The sequence below is a fragment of the Bacillus sp. FSL L8-0358 genome (genome assembly GCF_038593095.1).
Taxonomy (GTDB): Bacteria; Bacillota; Bacilli; order Bacillales; family Bacillaceae; genus Bacillus; species Bacillus subtilis.
Genome location: NZ_CP151962.1, coordinates 753,258 through 773,343 on the forward strand (window position 1 = coordinate 753,258; position 20,086 = coordinate 773,343).

The 20,086-nt window shown below is 49.4% G+C and carries 16 protein-coding genes; 14 read left to right on the forward strand and 2 right to left on the reverse strand.

The genetic code is table 11. The annotated features are described in order from the left end of the window. The first annotated feature begins 7 nt into the window (after positions 1 to 7). From yesS to NYE49_RS03935, 14 genes are all read left to right on the forward strand, one after another. Positions 8 to 2,293, forward strand: a complete 2,286-nt coding sequence (gene yesS, locus NYE49_RS03870) for a transcriptional regulator YesS (protein ID WP_047182241.1) — start codon at positions 8 to 10, stop codon at positions 2,291 to 2,293. A 13-nt stretch (positions 2,294 to 2,306) separates the two neighbouring features. After that, positions 2,307 to 3,005, forward strand: coding sequence for a rhamnogalacturonan acetylesterase (rhgT, locus tag NYE49_RS03875; RefSeq protein ID WP_080344167.1), 699 nt, complete (start codon positions 2,307 to 2,309; stop codon positions 3,003 to 3,005). Next, positions 2,998 to 3,660: a YesU family protein gene (locus NYE49_RS03880; protein ID WP_342410941.1), complete on the forward strand. Its 663-nt coding sequence runs from the start codon at positions 2,998 to 3,000 to the stop codon at positions 3,658 to 3,660. Before rhgT ends, NYE49_RS03880 begins: the two co-directional genes overlap by 8 nt. Next, positions 3,657 to 4,283 (forward strand): YesL family protein, encoded by a 627-nt coding sequence (locus NYE49_RS03885; protein WP_326225673.1) that lies wholly within the window; start codon positions 3,657 to 3,659, stop codon positions 4,281 to 4,283. Before NYE49_RS03880 ends, NYE49_RS03885 begins: the two co-directional genes overlap by 4 nt. A gap of 120 nt (positions 4,284 to 4,403) precedes the next feature. Beyond that, complete coding sequence (gene rhgW, locus NYE49_RS03890) at positions 4,404 to 6,266, forward strand: rhamnogalacturonan lyase (protein WP_342410942.1); 1,863 nt, start codon at positions 4,404 to 4,406, stop codon at positions 6,264 to 6,266. A gap of 45 nt (positions 6,267 to 6,311) precedes the next feature. Further along, positions 6,312 to 8,150 (forward strand): rhamnogalacturonan exolyase, encoded by a 1,839-nt coding sequence (rhgX, locus tag NYE49_RS03895; RefSeq protein ID WP_342410943.1) that lies wholly within the window; start codon positions 6,312 to 6,314, stop codon positions 8,148 to 8,150. Positions 8,151 to 8,306: 156 nt separating this feature from the next. Continuing rightward, on the forward strand, positions 8,307 to 8,960 hold the full coding sequence (locus NYE49_RS03900) for a rhamnogalacturonan acetylesterase (RefSeq protein WP_003233813.1): 654 nt from the start codon (positions 8,307 to 8,309) through the stop codon (positions 8,958 to 8,960). A 7-nt stretch (positions 8,961 to 8,967) separates the two neighbouring features. Next, positions 8,968 to 10,959: a beta-galactosidase YesZ gene (yesZ, locus tag NYE49_RS03905; protein ID WP_342410944.1), complete on the forward strand. Its 1,992-nt coding sequence runs from the start codon at positions 8,968 to 8,970 to the stop codon at positions 10,957 to 10,959. A gap of 43 nt (positions 10,960 to 11,002) precedes the next feature. Beyond that, the gene (locus tag NYE49_RS03910) at positions 11,003 to 13,576 is read left to right on the forward strand and encodes a hypothetical protein (RefSeq protein ID WP_047182248.1); all 2,574 of its coding nucleotides are present in this window, start codon (positions 11,003 to 11,005) and stop codon (positions 13,574 to 13,576) included. A 121-nt stretch (positions 13,577 to 13,697) separates the two neighbouring features. Then, positions 13,698 to 15,206 (forward strand): extracellular solute-binding protein, encoded by a 1,509-nt coding sequence (locus NYE49_RS03915; protein ID WP_047182249.1) that lies wholly within the window; start codon positions 13,698 to 13,700, stop codon positions 15,204 to 15,206. Between the two features lie 54 nt (positions 15,207 to 15,260). After that, positions 15,261 to 16,217 carry a sugar ABC transporter permease gene (locus NYE49_RS03920; RefSeq protein WP_047182250.1) on the forward strand — a complete coding sequence of 319 codons (957 nt, stop codon included), beginning with the start codon at positions 15,261 to 15,263 and terminating at the stop codon, positions 16,215 to 16,217. A gap of 14 nt (positions 16,218 to 16,231) precedes the next feature. Continuing rightward, a complete protein-coding gene (locus NYE49_RS03925; protein ID WP_003242715.1) occupies positions 16,232 to 17,119 on the forward strand; it encodes a carbohydrate ABC transporter permease in 888 nt (295 codons plus the stop codon). A gap of 8 nt (positions 17,120 to 17,127) precedes the next feature. Then, positions 17,128 to 18,468, forward strand: a complete 1,341-nt coding sequence (lplD, locus tag NYE49_RS03930; RefSeq protein WP_015482932.1) for an alpha-galacturonidase LplD — start codon at positions 17,128 to 17,130, stop codon at positions 18,466 to 18,468. 74 nt (positions 18,469 to 18,542) lie between these two features. Beyond that, the gene (locus NYE49_RS03935) at positions 18,543 to 19,238 is read left to right on the forward strand and encodes a DUF421 domain-containing protein (RefSeq protein WP_047182251.1); all 696 of its coding nucleotides are present in this window, start codon (positions 18,543 to 18,545) and stop codon (positions 19,236 to 19,238) included. A 36-nt stretch (positions 19,239 to 19,274) separates the two neighbouring features. Here the strand turns inward: NYE49_RS03935 and hmoA are convergent, their stop codons facing one another. Then, positions 19,275 to 19,601, reverse strand: a complete 327-nt coding sequence (gene hmoA, locus NYE49_RS03940) for a heme-degrading oxygenase HmoA (RefSeq protein ID WP_003243958.1) — start codon at positions 19,599 to 19,601, stop codon at positions 19,275 to 19,277. 103 nt (positions 19,602 to 19,704) lie between these two features. Continuing rightward, positions 19,705 to 20,067 (reverse strand): VOC family protein, encoded by a 363-nt coding sequence (locus NYE49_RS03945; protein WP_003233803.1) that lies wholly within the window; start codon positions 20,065 to 20,067, stop codon positions 19,705 to 19,707. Positions 20,068 to 20,086 lie beyond the last annotated feature (19 nt).

A 20,086-nucleotide genomic window follows, 5' to 3' on the forward strand; every position in this document is an offset into this window, starting at 1 on the left:
GAAAGGGATGAAAAAACAGCCTCAACAGAAGGAACGGGTTTCTCGCTGGAAGGGAACGTATTTCAAAAGAAACTTTGTCTTCATTTTGCTGATTGCCTGTATTCCCGGATTGCTGACTGGCGGCGCAATCTACTTTCTTTCAATCGACAAGGTGGAGAAAGAGCTGCAGAGATCGCATGAAACACAGGTGGCGCGTGAGGTCAGCCGAATGGATGAGAAGCTGGGAGTGCTTGAACTGGCACTCACCCAGATGGCCTACGATTCTTCACTGATGAACGGATTGGCCGAGAGGGATTTGGAGAAAGATTATACGTTCTCCTATCAATTAACGAAAAAGCTGTTTCTTTTGCGGGACCAGCAGCCGCTGATCGAGCAGGCTTCCATCTTTCTGAACAGCCCCCGGCCACTTGTGCTGAGCCCTGAATACAGCGCTTTGACAGAACAGGAGGCGCTTCGCAAGTATCGCTCGCTGCTTTCCTCAGACCACAGCATTTATTGGAAACGGTCGGGAAACCAAGCGATGCTGATCCAGCTCATTCCGGGCGCGGCGGAGAAACCGTTCGGCGCGATCATGCTGGCGGTTGATCCGAAAGAAATGGAATCAATCCTGCAAAGCTTGTCCCCCTATCCTGATGGCAGTGCGCTGCTTTTAGATCAAAATCGAGAGGTGCTGTTTCATGAGGGGGAAAAAGATTTTGAAAAGACTTTACTTCATGAGATAAAAAAACAGCCTGCTGAGAACGGCCATTTTCAGATGGAATGGGAAGGCAAGGTGTATTCTGTCTCCTTTGGAGAAATGAACCGGATGCATCAGCAATGGACCTTTGTGTCAGCGGCGCCTCTTTCAGCTATTACAGCGCCGATGGTGTTTTTATCAAAAGTGATCATCGTGATGCTGGTCATTTGCATCGGTTTGGCGGTATGCATGACATGGTATGCATCAAAAAAAATCTATCGTCCCATTCAGCATTTGCTTGGCTTGTTTACCGGAGGAGAGAAGAAAACATGGCAGGCGTCCGGGCAGGATGAATTCAAGTGGATTGAAAAGAGATGGCAGGATCTATCCCTTGAAAGCCGGAAGCTCCAAGAGCAGCTCCTGCGGCAGACGCCCCATATGAAAAAGAGTTTTTTGCAGCATCTCTTGCAGGGCGATTTTTACTATGACAACGAGGAAAGCCTCAGATTGCGGATGGAGGAGGCTGGCTGGAACATCGGCGGAAACGCGTTTCATGTGCTTGATCTACAGGTGACAGGGCTCCGTTGTGAAAAAAGCATCTTCCGTGAAGGTGATGAACAGCTTGCCGTGTTTACCCTGACCAATCTGGCTGAGGAATTGGCGGATAAACGCGTTTTTCAGCTCTCCATACTTGATATCGGCCGGCTTTCTGTCACCGTTCTTGTGATGAAAACAAACAGCTCTGATCTGAAGGCGTATATAACGGAGCTGGCACGCCAATTTGGGGATGTAACCGGACTATGCCTGACCTCGACATTGAGCAGCGAGACGGAGCGTGTCACGGAAATCCCTTCTTTATTTCAGAATGTGAAAAGCGGCAAATCCCGCAGGAAGTTTGCCAACCGGGATCAGGTCATTGATTTGCAGGCCGACTTCCCTCAGGAGGAGCAGTTCGCTCCTTATTACCCTTTTGAGCTGGAAAAACAAATTGTTCAGGCCATCCGGCTGGAAAGAAAACAGGAAGCCAAGGAACTGATAGATGGATGTATGAAGGAACTGTCGGAAAAAGCGGCCATAGACAGGCATGTGCACTCCGCCCTGATTCAGCTGTTTTCCCGCATTCAGGAGGATATTTTGCATTCCGGGCTCAATCCCAGCGAACTATTTCAGCATCGGAATCCGTTTCTTGATATTTCAGAATTGCGCGAACCTAATGAAGCGGCGGCCTGGCTAATGGATGCAGTGGTGACGCCTTACCTTTCCAAGCTTGAGGGCAGAAAAAACAGACAGCAAAAGCAGCTGGCAGAACGTGTGATTGCGATGATTCACGAACAGTATATGGCGGACATTTCATTGGAAAGCTGTGCCGATGCGCTTGGCATGAATTCATATACGTTAAGCAAGGCATTTAAGCAAGTGACCGGCATTAATTTTATCGATTATGTGACCCAGATCAGAATCGAAAAGGCGAAAGAACTGCTGGTCAATACGAATAAAAAAATTCATGACGTGTCAGAAGAAGTCGGCTACCGCCACAATTACTTCAACCGGATTTTCAAAAAACAGGTCGGCATGCCGCCGGGTGTCTTCAGGCAAATGTATCAGGAAACGCCGTGAAAGGAGAGAACATGTGATGAAGAAACCAATTCAAGTATTTTTAGCGGGAGATTCCACTGTGAGTGACTGCCCGCCTCGTGAAGCGCCGATGGCGGGGTGGGGGCAGGTATTCGGGCAATTGTTTTCAGAAGATGTGCTTGTCCGCAATCATGCCAAAGGTGGAGCGAGCACCAATTCTTTTGTGGAGGAAGGAAGGCTTCAAGCAATTGCCGAACGCATCACACAAGGCGATTATCTGTTGATTCAATTCGGCCACAATGACCAAAAACCGCGGGGGACGAAGCCGTACTCCACATTTCAGCAGTTTCTTACCTTGTTTGCAGATACGGCACGCGAAAAGGGCGCGCATCCTGTGTTCGTCACATCGGTGCAGCGCCGCCGCTTTGATGAAAACGGACGGATCGAGCATACGCTCGGTGAGTATCCCGATGCGATGAAAGCACTGGCGAAGGAGCTCGATGTACCTGTGATTGATCTGCTTGCGAAAACAAAGGTGCTGTATGAAGCATACGGGCCGGAGGAGTCGAAGCGATTGTTCGTTTGGTTTCAGCCGAATGAACATCCGAATTACCCGGACGGCATTGAGGACAATACGCATTTTTCGGAAGAAGGTGCAATGGAGGTTGCGAAGCTTGTGGCAGAAGGCATTGAAGAGCTCGGACTTCCGCTTAAGGACCACCTTGTGAGCCGGGAGGGGAAAGAACATGTATAAGGAAGGCGCGTGCCTGTACCACAATCCGCTCCGGTCAGTTAGTGATGTAAAGGACTGGCGGATGGAGGGAGGCGGACAGATCTCATTTGACGATCACAGCTTGCACCTGTCACATGTCCAGGACGAAGCGCACTTTGTCTTTTGGTGTCCGGAAACCTTTCCAGACGGCATCATTGTGACATGGGACTTCTCTCCGATCGAGCAGCCGGGATTGTGTATGCTGTTTTTTTCTGCTGCGGGAATGGGAGGCGAGGATTTGTTTGATCCAAGTCTCCAGAAAAGAACGGGAACATACCCCGAGTATCATTCGGGGGACATCAATGCGCTCCACCTGTCGTATTTCCGCAGAAAATACGCGGAGGAAAGAGCGTTCCGCACCTGCAATTTAAGAAAAAGCCGCGGTTTCCACCTCGCCGCAATGGGGGCCGATCCGCTGCCTTCTCCAGACGACGCTGATTCTCCGTATCGTATGAAGCTGATCAAAGACAAAGGCTATGTGCATTTTTCAATCAATGGTCTGCCCATTCTTGAGTGGATGGACGACGGCAGCACATATGGGCCTGTGTTAACAAAAGGAAAAATCGGGTTCCGGCAGATGGCCCCCATGAAAGCAGCTTACAGGGATTTTGCCGTACATCAAGCGGTGAGAAGATGAAGACGACTGTAACGGATGCGCTTTATGCAGGCTGCGAAGCGGTGGTGAAAATAGCATGGCTCAACGGGCTGTGGCTGTTGTTTACACTTTTGGGCGGCGTTCTTTTCGGATGGGCGCCGAGCACAGCCGCGATGTGTGCCGTTATAAGGAAATGGCTGATGGGGCAAAAGGATGTCCCAGTATTTCCGTTATTTTTCGATACCTATAAAAAAGAGTTTCTCAAGGTTAATGCGATCGGATTGGCGTTTTCGGCTCTTTTGCTCATATTGTCTGCCAACTATCATTATTTTTCTGCCAGTACGAATTGGCTGTCCTTTGCAGTAACAAGCTGCACGCTGCTTGCAGGGCTTTTGTATATCATCGCGCTGATGTATGTGTTTCCCCTTTATGTGCATTACCAGCTCCCGCTTCGCAAATATATTCCGCAGGCACTGCTGTTTGGCGCCATGAGGCCGCTGACAACCGGCTGTATGCTGATCGGGTGCGGATTTGTCCTTTATTTGCTGTATACGCTTCCTGGCCTGATTCCATTTTACGGCCCGTGTTTATTTGGGCTTGTGTTGATGTTTTTTGCTCTTAGGGGATTTCAAAAGACGGAGGCCCAGCATCATCAAGCCGGGTAACAAAAAAATGACAAATACGCAAAAAAGTGCAGTGTCCGAAATAGGCAGATGCAAAAAAGTGAAATTGAAGACAGCTCACACAGCGCATAAAATCCAATTTAAGTAAGCGCTTACAGATAAATGAGAAGGAGCTGTCTGATGATTACACGAAGGAAACGCATGTTTACCGCTGTTACGTTGCTGGTCTTGTTGATGATGGGAACCTCTGTATGTCCTGTGAAAGCTGAAGGGGCAGCGCGGCAGATGGAAGCGCTGAACCGGGGGCTTGTAGCGGTCAAGACGGACGGGGGCATTTTTGTCAGCTGGCGGTTTCTTGGAACCGAAAACGCATCTGTTTTGTTCAATGTGTACAGAGACGGGCAAAAACTGAATGCTTCGCCTGTCAAAACCACGAACTATGTGGATAAAAACGGATCGGCGGGCTCAACGTATACGGTTCGGGCTGTTGTAAACGGTACCGAACAGCAGGCTTCTGAAAAAGCCTCCGTATGGGCGCAGCCGTATCATTCCGTCCCGCTGGATAAACCGGCTGGCGGCACGACGCCAACGGGTGAAGCTTACACGTACAGCGCTAATGACGCAAGTGTTGGCGATGTGGATGGTGACGGGCAATACGAGCTGATCCTGAAATGGGACCCGTCTAACTCAAAAGACAATTCACAGGATGGCTATACGGGTGACGTGCTGATTGACGTGTATAAACTGGACGGCACAAAGTTATGGCGGATCAATCTCGGCAAAAACATCAGAGCGGGCGCGCACTATCCCCAGTTTATGGTGTATGACCTTGATGGTGACGGAAAAGCGGAAGTGGCAATGAAAACGGCAGACGGGACAAAAGACGGCACGGGCAAAGTAATTGGAAATGCCAATGCAGATTACAGAAATGAACAGGGGCGTGTGCTTTCAGGCCCTGAATATCTCACTGTGTTTCAAGGTTCAACCGGGAAAGAGCTTGTCACCGCAAATTTTGAACCGGCGCGCGGCAATGTGTCGGATTGGGGAGACAGCTACGGCAACCGTGTTGACCGTTTTCTCGCCGGCATTGCCTACCTTGATGGACAGCGGCCGAGCCTGATCATGACCAGAGGGTATTACGCTAAAACCATGCTAGTTGCCTATAACTTCAGGGACGGAAAGCTGTCAAAGCTTTGGACGCTGGACTCCTCAAAGTCAGGAAATGAAGCGTTTGCCGGACAGGGGAATCACAACCTGAGCATCGCGGATGTTGACGGGGATGGAAAAGATGAGATTATTTTCGGCTCAATGGCTGTTGATCATGACGGGAAAGGCATGTACTCGACCGGCTTAGGCCATGGGGATGCCCTCCATACAGGAGATCTTGATCCAGGCCGGCCGGGGCTTGAGGTGTTTCAAGTTCATGAGGACAAAAATGCAAAATACGGCTTATCTTTCCGGGATGCTGCAACCGGAAAAATCCTTTGGGGCGTTTATGCCGGCAAGGATGTAGGCCGGGGAATGGCTGCTGATATTGACCCGCGTTATCCGGGACAGGAGGTGTGGGCAAACGGTTCTCTTTACTCGGCGAAAGGGGTCAAAATCGGAAGCGGGGTTCCGTCCTCGACCAACTTCGGCATCTGGTGGGACGGCGATCTGCTCCGGGAGCAGCTGGACAGCAACCGAATTGATAAGTGGGATTATCAAAACGGCGTATCGAAAAATGTGCTGACTGCATCAGGCGCAGCTGCTAACAACGGCACAAAAGCAACACCGGCGCTTCAGGCTGATCTGCTCGGTGACTGGCGCGAGGAAGTCGTGTGGAGAACGGAGGACAGCAGTGCTCTGCGCATTTACACGACGACCATTCCGACTGAGCATAGGCTGTACACGCTGATGCACGATCCGGTGTACCGACTTGGCATCGCCTGGCAAAATGTCGCCTATAACCAGCCGCCGCACACAAGCTTCTTTTTAGGAGACGGCATGGCGGAACAGCCAAAACCAAATATGTATACGCCTTAACTGAAAGGGGGAAGGAACGGGCTGCGTGCAGCCCGTTCCCATCAAATGAAACCAAAAAAGAGGCAAATGGAATACTTGACCAGAGGTTTGATTGCAGTAAAGACAGAACAGGGCGTGTTTGTCAGCTGGCGTTTTCTCGGCACGGATCATGAGACGACGGCTTTTCACCTTTATCGGGATGGAAAGCGGATCACCCGCGATCCAATTGCTGAAAGCACCAATTTTCTCGATCAAAACGGAACGGCTGACTCTGTTTATCAAGTGGCGGCTGTCAATAAAGGACGGGAAGAAAAGCTTTCCAAGGAAGCTCTTGTTTGGCAGGAAAATGTTCTGGAGGTTCCGCTTGCCAGACCGGAAGGCGGTGTGACGCCGGACGGAAAGCCGTACACTTACAGCGCCAATGATGCCAGCGTCGGGGATGTGGACGGGGATGGAGAATATGAAATCATCCTGAAGTGGGACCCGTCCAATTCAAAAGACAACGCCCATGACGGGTATACCGGGGAGGTGCTCATAGATGCCTATAAACTGGACGGCACCTTTTTGTGGCGCATCAACCTTGGCAGAAACATCAGAGCGGGTGCTCATTACACACAATTTATGGTGTATGACCTTGACGGTGACGGAAAAGCAGAAATCGCCATGAAAACAGCTGACGGCACAACAGACGGGAAAGGACATATCATCGGTGATGAGCAGGCAGATTTTAGAAACGAACAGGGCAGAATTTTGTCCGGTCCGGAATATTTGACTGTGTTTAAAGGAGAAACCGGTGAGGCACTCACGACCGTGGAATATGAACCGCCCCGCGGCAAGCTGGAGGATTGGGGAGACGGATATGGAAACCGGATGGACCGTTTTCTCGCTGGAATCGCTTATTTGGATGGGGAGCGGCCGAGCCTTGTAATGGCACGCGGCTACTATACGAGAGCCGTGCTCGTGGCATACGATTTCAGAAACGGAAGGCTCAAAAAACGCTGGGTATTTGACTCCAACCAGCCGGGACATGAAGCGTACGCAGGACAGGGGAACCACAGCTTAAGCGTGGCGGATATCGACGGAGACGGAAAAGATGAAATCATATACGGCGCAATGGCTGTCGATCATGACGGAACCGGCCTGTACACAACGGGGCTCGGGCACGGAGACGCGATGCATGTAGGGGATCTGGACCCGTCACGAAAAGGGCTTGAAGTGTTCCAGGTGCATGAGGACGCCACAAAGCCGTACGGACTGTCGCTGCGAGATGCCGGAACCGGTGAGATATTATGGGGCGTCCATGCTGGAACTGACGTTGGCCGGGGCATGGCGGCTCATATTGATCCAAGCTACAAAGGGGCGCTCGTCTGGGGAATTGATCCGCCGGGCAATGATGGCAAGTCGTATGGGCTTTTCACGAGCAAAGGCGAAAAAATCAGCGACAAAGCGCCCCCTTCAGCCAATTTCGCCATCTGGTGGGACGGTGATTTGGTCAGAGAACTGCTTGATCATGACTGGGACGGAACGATCGGCAGGCCAAAGATTGAAAAATGGGATGCTGAAAACGGCTGTCTGAAGACGATATTTCAGCCGGCCGGCGTGCTGTCCAACAACGGCACGAAAGGAAACCCGGTTCTTCAGGCCAACCTGTTCGGAGACTGGCGGGAAGAAGTGATATGGAGAACGGAAGACAGCAGCGCGCTCCGTATCTATACAACGACACATCTCACCCGCCACCGCTTTTACACGCTGATGCATGATCCGGTTTACAGGCTCGGCATCGCCTGGCAGAATACCGCCTACAACCAGCCGCCGCACACGAGCTTTTACCTCGGAACGGGAATGAAAAAACCGCCGAAGCCCGCCCTGTACATAGCGGGAAGTAAAGCGGAGGCGCCGCTGTAGGAGGACTAAGGGATAAGACGTAAAGGCTGAACGCTACGACAAGATGATTAGAGAACGGGCAGGACGAACCAATGCACAAACGCTGTACGCACCGGTTTTTTCAAGGGAAGAGCTATCCGTGATGGAAGCTGTATAAAAAACGAGGGGGAATGAAAAATGGCAAATCATATTTATCTTGCCGGCGATTCGACTGTTCAAACGTATGGAGACAGCACAAATCAAGGGGGCTGGGGGCAGTTTCTCGGCTCGCATCTGCCGGAGCATATTCAAGTGATCAACAGAGCGATCGGGGGAAGAAGCTCGAAAACATTTGTGGAAGAGGGCAGGCTTCAGGCAATCCTTGATGTGATCGAGCCGGATGATTGGCTGTTCGTGCAGATGGGCCATAATGACGCGTCGAAAAATAAGCCGGAGCGCTACACCGAGCCCTACACGACCTATAAACAATATTTAAAGCAGTATATCGCAGGCGCGCGGGAAAAAGGCGCCCATCCGCTTCTCATTACCCCCGTAGCCCGCTTTCACTACGAAAACGGCGTGTTTTTGAACGATTTTCCTGATTACTGCATTGCCATGAAGCAGACGGCTGAAGAGGAGAATGTCCAGCTCATTGATCTGATGGAGAAAAGCCTTGCTTTCTTTACTGAGAAGGGCGAGGAAAAAGTGTACACCTATTTTATGATTTCAGAAGGGATTAATGATTACACGCATTTTACAAAAAAAGGCGCAAATGAAATGGCGAAACTTGTGGCAAAAGGCATAAAGGAGCTCGGCCTGCCATTGACAGAATCGATCATCAAAGAAAGGTGAAAATGGGATGAGAAAACTGTATCATGGTGCTTGCTATTATCCGGAATTATGGGATGAAGAGACGATTCAGCAGGACATTGACATCATGCGTGAAGTTGGCGTAAATGTTGTACGGATCGGTGAATTTGCCTGGTCTGTCATAGAACCGGAAGAAGGAAAAATTGACGTCGGTTTTTTCAAAGAAATCATCGCCCGGCTGTATGAAAGCGGGATCGAAACGATTATGTGCACGCCGACGCCTACCCCGCCAATTTGGTTCTCACACGGCCGGCCTGAACGCATGCATGTCAATGAAAAAAGAGAGATCATGGGGCATGGCTCCCGTCAGCATGCCTGTACGAACAACCCGTATTTCCGAAAAAAAGCCGCCATCATCACCACAGCCATCGCCAAGGAGCTTGGCCGGCTCCCGGGGCTGATCGGATGGCAGCTAGACAATGAGTTTAAATGCCATGTTGCAGAATGCATGTGTGAAACATGTTTGCGCTTATGGCATGACTGGCTCAAAAATCGCTACGGGGTGATTGAGCGCTTGAATGAAGCTTGGGTAACCGATGTTTGGAGCGAAACCTATCAGACGTTTGAGCAAGTCCCGCAGCCGGGACCGGCCCCGTTTCTGCATCACGCTTCCCTAAGCACCATGTATCAGCTGTTTTCGATGGAGATGATCGCTTCGTTTGCGGATGAACAGGCCAAAATCATCCGCTGCTATTCAGATGCGCCGATCACGCATAACGGATCAGTCATGTTCAGCGTGGACAATGAGCGAATGTTTCAGAATCTCGATTTTGCATCCTATGACACGTACGCTTCGCAGGAAAACGCCTCTGCCTTTTTATTGAACTGTGATTTATGGAGAAATCTGAAACAGGGGCGCCCGTTTTGGATTTTGGAAACGAGTCCGTCGTATGCCGCCTCGCTTGAAAGCTCCGCTTACCCGCACGCAGACGGGTATTTGCAGGCCGAAGCCGTATCGTCCTACGCCTTAGGAAGCCAGGGGTTTTGCTACTGGCTATGGCGACAGCAGCGTTCAGGCAGCGAGATTTCCCACGGTTCGGTTCTCAGCGCCTGGGGCGAACCTACCATCGGCTACCAAAATGTGCTGGCGGTTGAGCGGGCAAGAAAGGAAATCGAGCCTATTATTCTATCGACTGAACCCGTTCAAGCCGAGGCGGCGATGACTTACTCTGACAGAGCAAAAGCATTTATTAAAACTGAGCCTCACCGGGGACTCCGGCATCGTTCGCTTGTGACGCATTTTTATGAACGTATTCTCAACACGGGGATTCACCGTGACCTTATTCCGGAAGGCGCTCCGCTGGACGGCTACCGTTTGCTGTTTACGCCATTTGTGCCGTATTTGTCTTCTGAATTTATCAAAAAAGCTTCGGCATTCGCTGAAGCGGGCGGCATCTGGATCGCCGGTCCGCTGACAGGAGGGCGCACATGCGAGCATACCATTCATACCGCTTGCGGACTTGGCGAACTTGAGAAAACGTCAGGGATCAAAACACTGTTTACCTTTCCGATGAATGAGAACGTGAATACAGGAAAAGCGTTTGGCATCACGGCGCCGCTTGGGCTGTGGAGCGCGGTGTTTGACACAGAGAGCGGAAACACCCTTGGCACGGTTGAATCAGGACCGGGGGCGGGCCATGCTTTTCTGACGGAACGGAATTACGGCGAGGGGAAAATTGTCATGCTGGGCTCGCTTCCATCCGGGAAAGAAGGGGATGCGATGCTGGAAGCGCTCGTCAGGCATTACGCGGAGGAAGCTGTTATTTCCAGCCGGTCGGATGTTACGCCCGGCACGATCATTGCCCCGCGCAAAGGCGATAGCGGCCTTGTGTGGATCATCGTGAATATGGATGGAAAAGGAGGAAGTGTGACACTGCCGGAAGCGGGAGCAGATCTGTTGACGCACCGCTTGGAAAAGGCGGGGAGGCTGGCGGTCGGACCGCATGAATACCGTGTGATTCAATTTGACAATCACAGCTGATTCTTTGCATCGAATCAGCTTTTTTCTATGGAGGGAGAGACCGATGAAAAAGATCAAATGGTTATCAGGACAGCCAAAGGTGACAAGCGGCGTGACGTGGGGCGTGCCATGGAAAAAAGGAGAATTAAAAAAGGGTGACCGTCTGGCGCTTATGAATGAAAACGCGGAAACGCGATATGTGCAAAGCGAATCGTCGGCCTATTGGCCGGATGGGAGCATCAAGTGGACGAAGCACGCGGCGGTGTTTGGCGGTAAGGAAAACCAAAGCTTTATCGTGCAAAAAAGAGAAGTCCCGCAGCCAACTGAATCGCTCAGCATTCATGAGACAGAGCATGATATCCAAGTGGATACAGGAGCACTCGTTTGTACCATTCATAAAACAGGATCCGATTTCATTCAATCATTGCAGATCAACGGAAAGCCGATCGCCGCAGGTGGGAGGCTCGTTGCCATAAGAGAAACGAGAAACGAGTCGGCGGCGGAAACGGTTCTTTTGCATGAAAGGTCTGTCAGCTTTATCAAACGGTCGGCGATTGAGCAGAGTGGTCCTGTCAAAGCAGTAGTCAAAATCGAGGGAGTGCATGTGCTCCATAAAACGAATGAAGAATGGCTGCCGTTTGTCATCCGATTGGCGTTTTATGCCGGGCTGTCTGAGATCGGCCTTGTGCACACGCAGCTGATTGACAGGAACGGTAAACAAGAATTCATTAAGGGCCTTGGCATCGAATTTGCCCTTTTTTTGGAGGGGGAGCCGTACAACCGCCATTTCCGCTTTGCGGGAGAGAAAGGGATGTACAAAGAACCCGCCCAGCTGTTTGGCACACGTAAATTCAATGAACGATATCCGCTTTATGAAAAACAAATCAATGGCGAAATGCTGTCTCCAGATGAAGAGCATAAGGAATGGTTTGCACATGGCACACAGAATGCGGTTTGGGACGATGTGAAGCTTGTTCAGGATTCCAGCGATCATTACAGCCTCTCAAAACGGACCGGAAAAGATTATGCGTGGGTTGGAATGCTGCATGGCAGCCGGGCGAAGGGGCTCTGCTATGCGGGCGGCGAAAATGGCGGTGTGGCTCTTGGCCTGCGGTATTTCTTTGAGAAATATCCTTCAGCACTGGAAATCACAGGTCTTGCCGGCAGCCGCCCCAAAATGACTATCTGGCTTTGGCCTCCGGACGGCGAAGCGATGGATTTGCGGCATTATACAGGAAACACCCACGTGGCCAGCGCGTATGAAGGCTTTGATGAAATGCGCTCTGATCCGACAGGCATTGCGAACACAAATGAAATCAGCCTGGCGTGCTTTTCGCACATGCCGTCTGACGAAGTTCTCAATGCGCTCGCTGACAAATGGCAGGCGCCGCCGCTCATTGTATGCGAGCCGGACGTTTATTACGAATCAAAAGCACTCGGGGTTTGGAGCATCATTGACACATCCCATCCGCTCAAAAAAGAGCTGGAGGAACATCTCGATGCGGCCTTTCTGTTTTATAAAAAGGAAGTAGAGCAGCGCAGATGGTACGGATTTTGGCATTATGGCGATGTCATGCATACGTATGACCCGATCCGGCATATGTGGCGGTACGATCTCGGTGGATACGCATGGCAAAACAATGAGCTCGTTCCGGCCCTATGGCTGTGGCAGGCGTTTTTCCGCTCAGGCAGAGAGGATATGTTTCGCATGGCAGAAGCCATGACCCGCCATACGAGCGAAACGGACAGCTTTCACCTCGGTGAATACGCCGGGCTTGGTTCACGGCATAACGTTGTGCACTGGGGATGCGGCTGCAAGGAAGCGAGAATCAGCATGGCCGGGCTTTATAAATTCTATTATTATCTGACGGGTGATGAGCGGACGGGAGATCTTTTGACAGAAGTGAAGGATGCCGATTATGCCCTCGTCAAAACCGATCCGATGCGCGCTTTTTACGAGAAAGGCAAGCACCCGACTCACGCCAGAACGGGACCGGACTGGGCGGCGTTTTGCTCGAACTGGCTGGCGGAATGGGAGCGGACCGAAAATCCGGAATATCTCAAAAAAATCGAAACGGGAATCAACTGTCTGAAGCGGCTGCCGCTCCGCTTATTATCCGGCCCGACATTTGAATATGACCCGGCGACCTCGATGCTTCATCACATGGGAGACGGCATTGCGGGCGGATATCATATGATCATTGCCTTCGGCGCGCCGCAAGTGTGGATGGAGCTGGCTGAGCTTCTTGATGACCGGGAATGGGAGGATATGCTGAGTGAATTCGGCGAATTTTACACATTAAGTGATGAGGAAAAACGGAAAAAAAGCGGAGGCGCTCTTCATGACGGGCATTTTCACTGGCCGATGTTCGCCGCCGGTATGACAGCCTACGCCGCGAGAAAAAAGCAAGATCCTCATCTCGCCGCCAAAGCGTGGAATCTTTTGCTCGATGATAAGCTCAGCCATACGCCGCTTCCGATCAAACCGGAGCGCATCGAGACATGGACGCAGCTAGAGGAGCTTCCATGGGTGACAACGAACACTGTCTCTCAATGGTGTTTAAATGTCATAGCGGCGCTGGAACTGATCGGAGATTCCCTTCCGGCAAAAAAAGAAACATCGGGCAAAAAAGGATAACAGCCGGAATTTCATAGGAGAAATGGTGCAAAAAATGAAGATTGCAAGAATTTATGTAAGCGCTTTATATTGAGAGGGGCAAAGGGGAAATGCAAATTGAAAAAAGGGGGACTTACGCATCATGAAAATAAGAATGCGAAAAAAATGGATGGCCTTGCCGCTTGCTGCCATGATGATCGCCGGATGCAGCCATTCGGAAACTTCCAATTCAGCAAGCGGTTCGAAAGATACGATCAAAATTATGGCGCCGCTTTTATCGCCGGAAAGCCCGAGTGATAAGAGCCCTTCATTAAAAGCGCTCGAAAAATACACAGGCAAAGAGATTAAGGTCACATGGGTGCCTGATTCATCCTACAACGACAAATTCAACATCGTCATGGCTTCAGGAGAGATGCCTCACGCGATTGTTATTAAAGATAAGTCAGCCGGCTTTATCAAGTCTGTCAAAGCAGGGGCGTTTTGGGAACTGTCTCCTTATTTAAAAGACTACAAGAATGTAAGCCAGGCAGATGAAAAGATTTTGAAGAACAGCTCGGTGAACGGCGAGGTGTACGGAATCTACAGAACGAGGGACCTGATCAGGGCGTGTATGATTATCAGAACCGACTGGCTGAAAAATGTCGGTCTGGATATGCCGGAAACGCTTGATGATTTCTATGAAGTGCTGAAAGCCTTTAAGGAAAAAGATCCTGACGGAAACGGCAAGGATGATACGTACGGCATGGTCGTGCCGAAATGGATGGGACTCGGCAACGGAAGCCCATGGGATGTTCTGCAAATCTGGTTCGGCGCTCCGAACCGCTACGGTGTTGAAAACGGAAAGCTGATTCCGGATTTTACAACGAAGGAATACATGGATGCGCTCACGTTTTTTAAAAAGCTCTATGATGAGGGCTTGATCAATAAGGACTTTGCTGTCATGGATTCTGCGAAGTGGAATGATCCGGTTGTAAAAGGAAAAGCGGGTGTCATCGTTGATACAGGCTCAAGAGCGTCTCAAATCCAAAGCGCGATGGAGGAGGCGGATGAGTCGAACAAGGATATCATTGATATCGTCGGCTCGCTTGAGGGACCGAATGGCAAGCGCACCTTCCCGACATCTGGATATTCAGGCATGATCGCGATACCAAAATCAAGCGTCAAAACCGAAAAAGAGCTGAAAGAGGTGCTGTCCTTCCTCGATAAGATGAATGATAAGGAAGCGCAGATTCTCACGAACAACGGAGTGAAGGGCCGCAATTACGAGCTCAAGGACGGCGTATTCACCTCACTTGAAAAAAACAACAAATCTCTCCTGTATGAGCATGAAGGCTTGGCACAGTTCAGCATGTCGATTCCGAAAAGCGAGTATTACATCGAAGACCAGAAAACCAAGCTCTTCCAGCATCGCAAGGACATCATAACCGAAGGAGAAAAAATAGCGGTCTTTAACCCGGCTGAGTCGCTTGTATCTGATGTCTATACCCAAAAAGGAGCCCAGCTTGACAACATCATCCTCGACGCGAGAACACAATTTATCATTGGAGAAATTGATGAAAAAGGGTTCGATGATGCAGTGGAGCTTTGGAAAAAAAGCGGCGGCAATGACCTGATGAAGGACTTGAACAAATTGTATCAATCGTCAAAATAAACCGATGCGCCTGCCTTTCGGCGGGCGCCCCGGTACCACGAAAGGAGAACAGATATGGAAACAGTGCCGAAAAAGGGAGATGCACCTGTTCTCACCGCTGGAAAAGGCATCAGCTGGATGGCTGCGCTCAAACGGGACAAATGGCTTTATCTTCTTCTTATTCCCGGTCTGCTTTATTTCTTGATTTTCAAATACTTGCCGATGTGGGGCGTGCTGATCGCTTTTAAAGACTATTCGCCATATCTCGGCTTCTGGAAAAGCGAATGGGTCGGCTTTGATTATTTCAAAGACTTTTTTATGAATCCGGATTTTTTCCGGCTGCTGCGCAACACCCTCATGCTGGCGAGCCTGGATCTTTTGTTTGCCTTTCCCGCGCCTCTCATTTTGGCCCTGCTTTTGAATGAGGTAAGAAAGGCCGTGTATAAAAGATGTATCCAAACCTTTATTTACGTACCCCATTTTGTATCATGGACAATTGTGGTCAGCATCACCTTCGTTTTCTTTACTGTCGATACAGGTGTGATCAACAAATTGATTATGAATCTGACAGGTGAGCAGATTTCTTTCTTGTCGGATGCAGACTGGTTCCGGCCGATGATTGTGATGCAAAGCATTTGGAAGGAGACAGGCTGGGGAACGATTCTATTTTTGGCAGCGCTTGCTACGGTTGATCAAGAGCAGTATGAAGCGGCCATCATGGACGGAGCGGGGCGGTTCAGGAGAATGTGGCATATTACGATGCCGGCGATTAGAAGCACCATTATCGTTTTGTTGATTTTAAGAATCGGCAGCTTTTTGAATCTGGGCTTTGAACAGGTGTATTTGATGACGAACTCGCTCAACCGCAGTGTGGCTGACATCTTCGACACGTATGTGTACATGATGGGGATTACCCAAGGGGCGTATAGCTACAGCACGGCGGTCGGTTTGTTTAAATCAGTTGTCGGGATTATCTTGATTTTTGGCGCCAATTACATTGCGAAAAAGTTTGATCAGGAAGGATTGTTTTAGAGGAGGGGAGAGGTATGGCTGAAATTCATACGATGCACAACACCAAAGCCGGACGGGTGTTTGACGTCTGCAACATTCTGTTTCTCGGCGGTGTCGGCGCGATTACCATTTTGCCGTTTTTGTATATTATCGCCGGTTCCTTTGCGACAGAAGCGGAACTCGCCCAGCGGAGCTTCTTTATTTTCCCGAAAACCTTTACACTTGATGCTTACAAGTATGTGTTTTCGACACCGACGTTCCTTCGAAGCATGGGTGTGTCCATCTTCATCACCGTGGTCGGGACGGCTGTACAGCTGTTTTTCACCTTCACGATGGCGTATCCGCTGGCGAAGCGGCATGTGAAGGGACGGAATCTGCTGTTGAATCTGGTGATTTTCTCCATGCTGTTTTCAGGCGGCATGATTCCGACGTACCTTGTCGTAAAATCACTTGGCCTTTTGGATACGTATTGGGCATTGATTCTGCCGATGGCAATTAATCCGTTCAACCTTATTATTATCAAAAACTTCTTTCAGCAGCTGCCGCGCGAGCTGGAGGAATCAGCAAAAATTGACGGCTGTTCCGAAATCGGCGTCTTCTGGCGGATCGCCCTGCCACTGTCAAAGCCAGTTATTGCGACCTTTGCGCTGTTTTATGCGGTCGGGATTTGGAATGATTTCTTCCACGCTCTCTTATATATCAATGACAGTGCAAAATGGCCGCTGCAAATGGTGCTTCGCCAAGTCACAATTTTATCGGATTTAACGGCGACCAATGGTGATACGATGCAAAATGCAGTTCCGCCGGAGCAGGGAATTAAACTCGCTGTCATTGTCATTGCGACGCTGCCGATTTTGGCGGTCTATCCATTTTTACAAAAACACTTTGCAAAAGGAATGCTGATCGGTTCGGTGAAAGGCTGAGAAAGGGAGTGTTTCATATCAGTACATTAGATCAGATTAAGATTGCCTATATCGGCGGGGGGTCCCAAGGCTGGGCCAGAAGCCTGATGAGTGATTTGTCGATTGATGAACGGATGTCAGGCACGGTGGCGCTCTATGATCTTGATTTTGAAGCCGCTCAGAAAAATGAAGTGATCGGCAATCACAGCGGGAACGGCAGATGGAGATATGAGGCTGTTTCTACTTTGAAAAAGGCGTTATCAGCCGCTGATATCGTCATTATTTCCATTTTGCCGGGATCACTGGATGATATGGAAGTCGATGTCCACTTGCCTGAGCGCTGCGGTATTTATCAGTCTGTAGGTGATACTGTCGGGCCCGGAGGGATCATCAGGGGCTTGCGTGCTGTGCCGATATTTGCGGAAATTGCCCGGGCAATAAGAGACTACGCACCTGAATCATGGGTCATTAATTATACAAACCCGATGTCTGTCTGTACAAGAGTGCTGTATAAAGTGTTTCCCGGAATCAAAGCGATTGGCTGCTGCCACGAGGTATTTGGGACGCAAAAGCTATTGGTGGAAATGGTCACGGAAAGGCTGGGGATAGAGGTGCCGCGGCGTGAGGATATCCGCGTTAATGTGCTCGGCATTAACCATTTTACATGGATCACAAAAGCCTCTTACCGCCATATTGACCTGCTGCCTATATTCCGTGAATTCAGCGCGCACTATGGGGAATCAGGATATGAGCTGGAGGGGGAAAGCTGGAGGGACAGCGTCTTTTGTTCGGCACACCGTGTTGCGTTTGATTTATTTGAAACGTATGGCGCCATCCCTGCTGCAGGAGACAGGCATCTGGCAGAGTTTCTTCCCGGCCCATACCTCAAACAGCCTGAAGTATGGAGATTTCATCTCACACCTATATCATTCAGAAAACAAGACAGAGCTGAGAAACGACAAGAAACAGAACGGTTGATCGTGCAACAACGGGGCGTTGCTGAGAAAGCTTCGGGAGAAGAAGGCGTGAACATCATAGCGGCTCTTCTCGGATTGGGTGAACTCGTCACAAATGTAAATATGCCGAATCAAGGCCAGGTCTCAAACCTTCCTATACAAGCCATTGTCGAAACAAACGCATTCATCACAAGGAACCGTGTCCAGCCGATTTTTTCCGGAGCGCTTCCGAAAGGTGTGGAAATGCTGGCGGCTAGGCATATATCCAATCAAGAGGCAGTGTCGGAAGCAGGTCTAACAAAGGATACTGGCCTCGCGTTTCAAGCTTTCCTCAATGACCCGCTTGTCAGGATTGACCGCAGTGATGCAGAGCAGCTTTTCAATGACATGCTCCAATGCACCATGCAACGTTGAGCGGAGCTTTTCCGGTTTAGAAAAGAAACCATTGACCATACTGATAGTATAATCAAGAAGTAGGTGCTATCAATATGGGAGATTATTTAAGTGTTGCGGTAGAATTGGTCTGCGGTTTAGGCATTTTATTTATTATCTTAAAGCTTCTCGGGAAAACCCAATTTTCTCAAATTACGCCGTTTGACTTTATTTCTGCTTTAATTTTAGGAGAATTGGTCGGAAATGCCGTCTACGATCATGATATCAAAATAAAAGAAATCATTTTTGCTTCGCTGCTGTGGGGCGTGCTGATTTATGTTATTGAATTTATCACGCAAAAAATGAAATCATCGCGAAAGTTCTTGGAGGGTGAGCCGAATATCGTCATCCGCAAAGGAGAGCTTCAATATAAAGTAATGAAGAAAAATAAGATAGACATTAACCAGCTGCAAAGCCTATTGAGGCAAGCGGGGAGTTTTTCGATCCAAGAAGTAGAATATGCGATTCTTGAAACAAACGGGATGGTCAGCGTGCTTCCAAAATCAGACTTTGACAAACCGACAAATAAGGATTTGCAGATTCCTTCGAAGTCCGTTTCTCTGCCGATCACGTTAATCATAGATGGAGAGATTGTGCGGGATAATTTGAAGGAAGCAGGTGTGGGTGAACAGTGGCTGAAACAAGAATTGAAAAAGAAGAACATTGATAAGACAGAGGACGTGTTATTTGCAGAATGGCATAAAAATAAGCCGCTGTATACTGTAACGTACGAACAAAGCAGATCAACATGACTCTAAGAAAAAAGCTTGCAGCAAGGCGCAAGCTTTTTATTGATTGTATGTCCCTTGTTTGACAGCACGTACATGGTACATGCTCACTTCAGTGCTGATCAGATAGTCAGGCTTTGGTTTGCCTTTGTTTGCTTTATGGCCGGCGATATGCGCATCGCTTTTTTCCCATTGCTTCCAGTGATCCTCTGATTCCCAGCGAATCATGACAACAACTTCTTCATCACCGCGGCGCACATTTTTCTCAAGCACTGTCACATCAATTAAACCTTCTTGTTTTTCAATGATTCCTTCAGCGCTGAAACGTTCTATAACTTTATCTGCAAAGCCTTCTTTAACCGTCATTTTTCTCAACTGTACAAACATTTGTCTCACTCCAATCATTCTCACATATGAATAATTGTAAATGAAATTCATTCTCAATGTCAAAGAAAGCGCAGGGCGGAATCGAACCGCCGTGCGCAACAGTTTATTCTTTCAATAAAAACACATTTCCGTCTTCGTCCTTAAATTGAACGAAGGTGCCCCACTCCATTTGATTGGGCTCACCGAGAAATTCTACACCGTTTGTCTTCATTTTCTCGTATGTACCAAAGATGTCTTCGCATTCAAACACAATAGAAGCCTTCATTTGCTCTGAGCCTTTCATCATGGCTTTCGGGTAAATGACTAAACGAGTCTCGGCCCCTTTTGGCGCAACCTCCAGCCAGCTTGCTTCAGGTCCCATTGGGTGGTCCGCTGCAATATCAAAGCCTACCTTCTCTGTCCAAAATTGCTTCGCTTTCTGCTGGTCCTCGACATATACAGCAACAGTGCCAATTTGTTTGATCATAGGGAAACCTCCAAGTTGA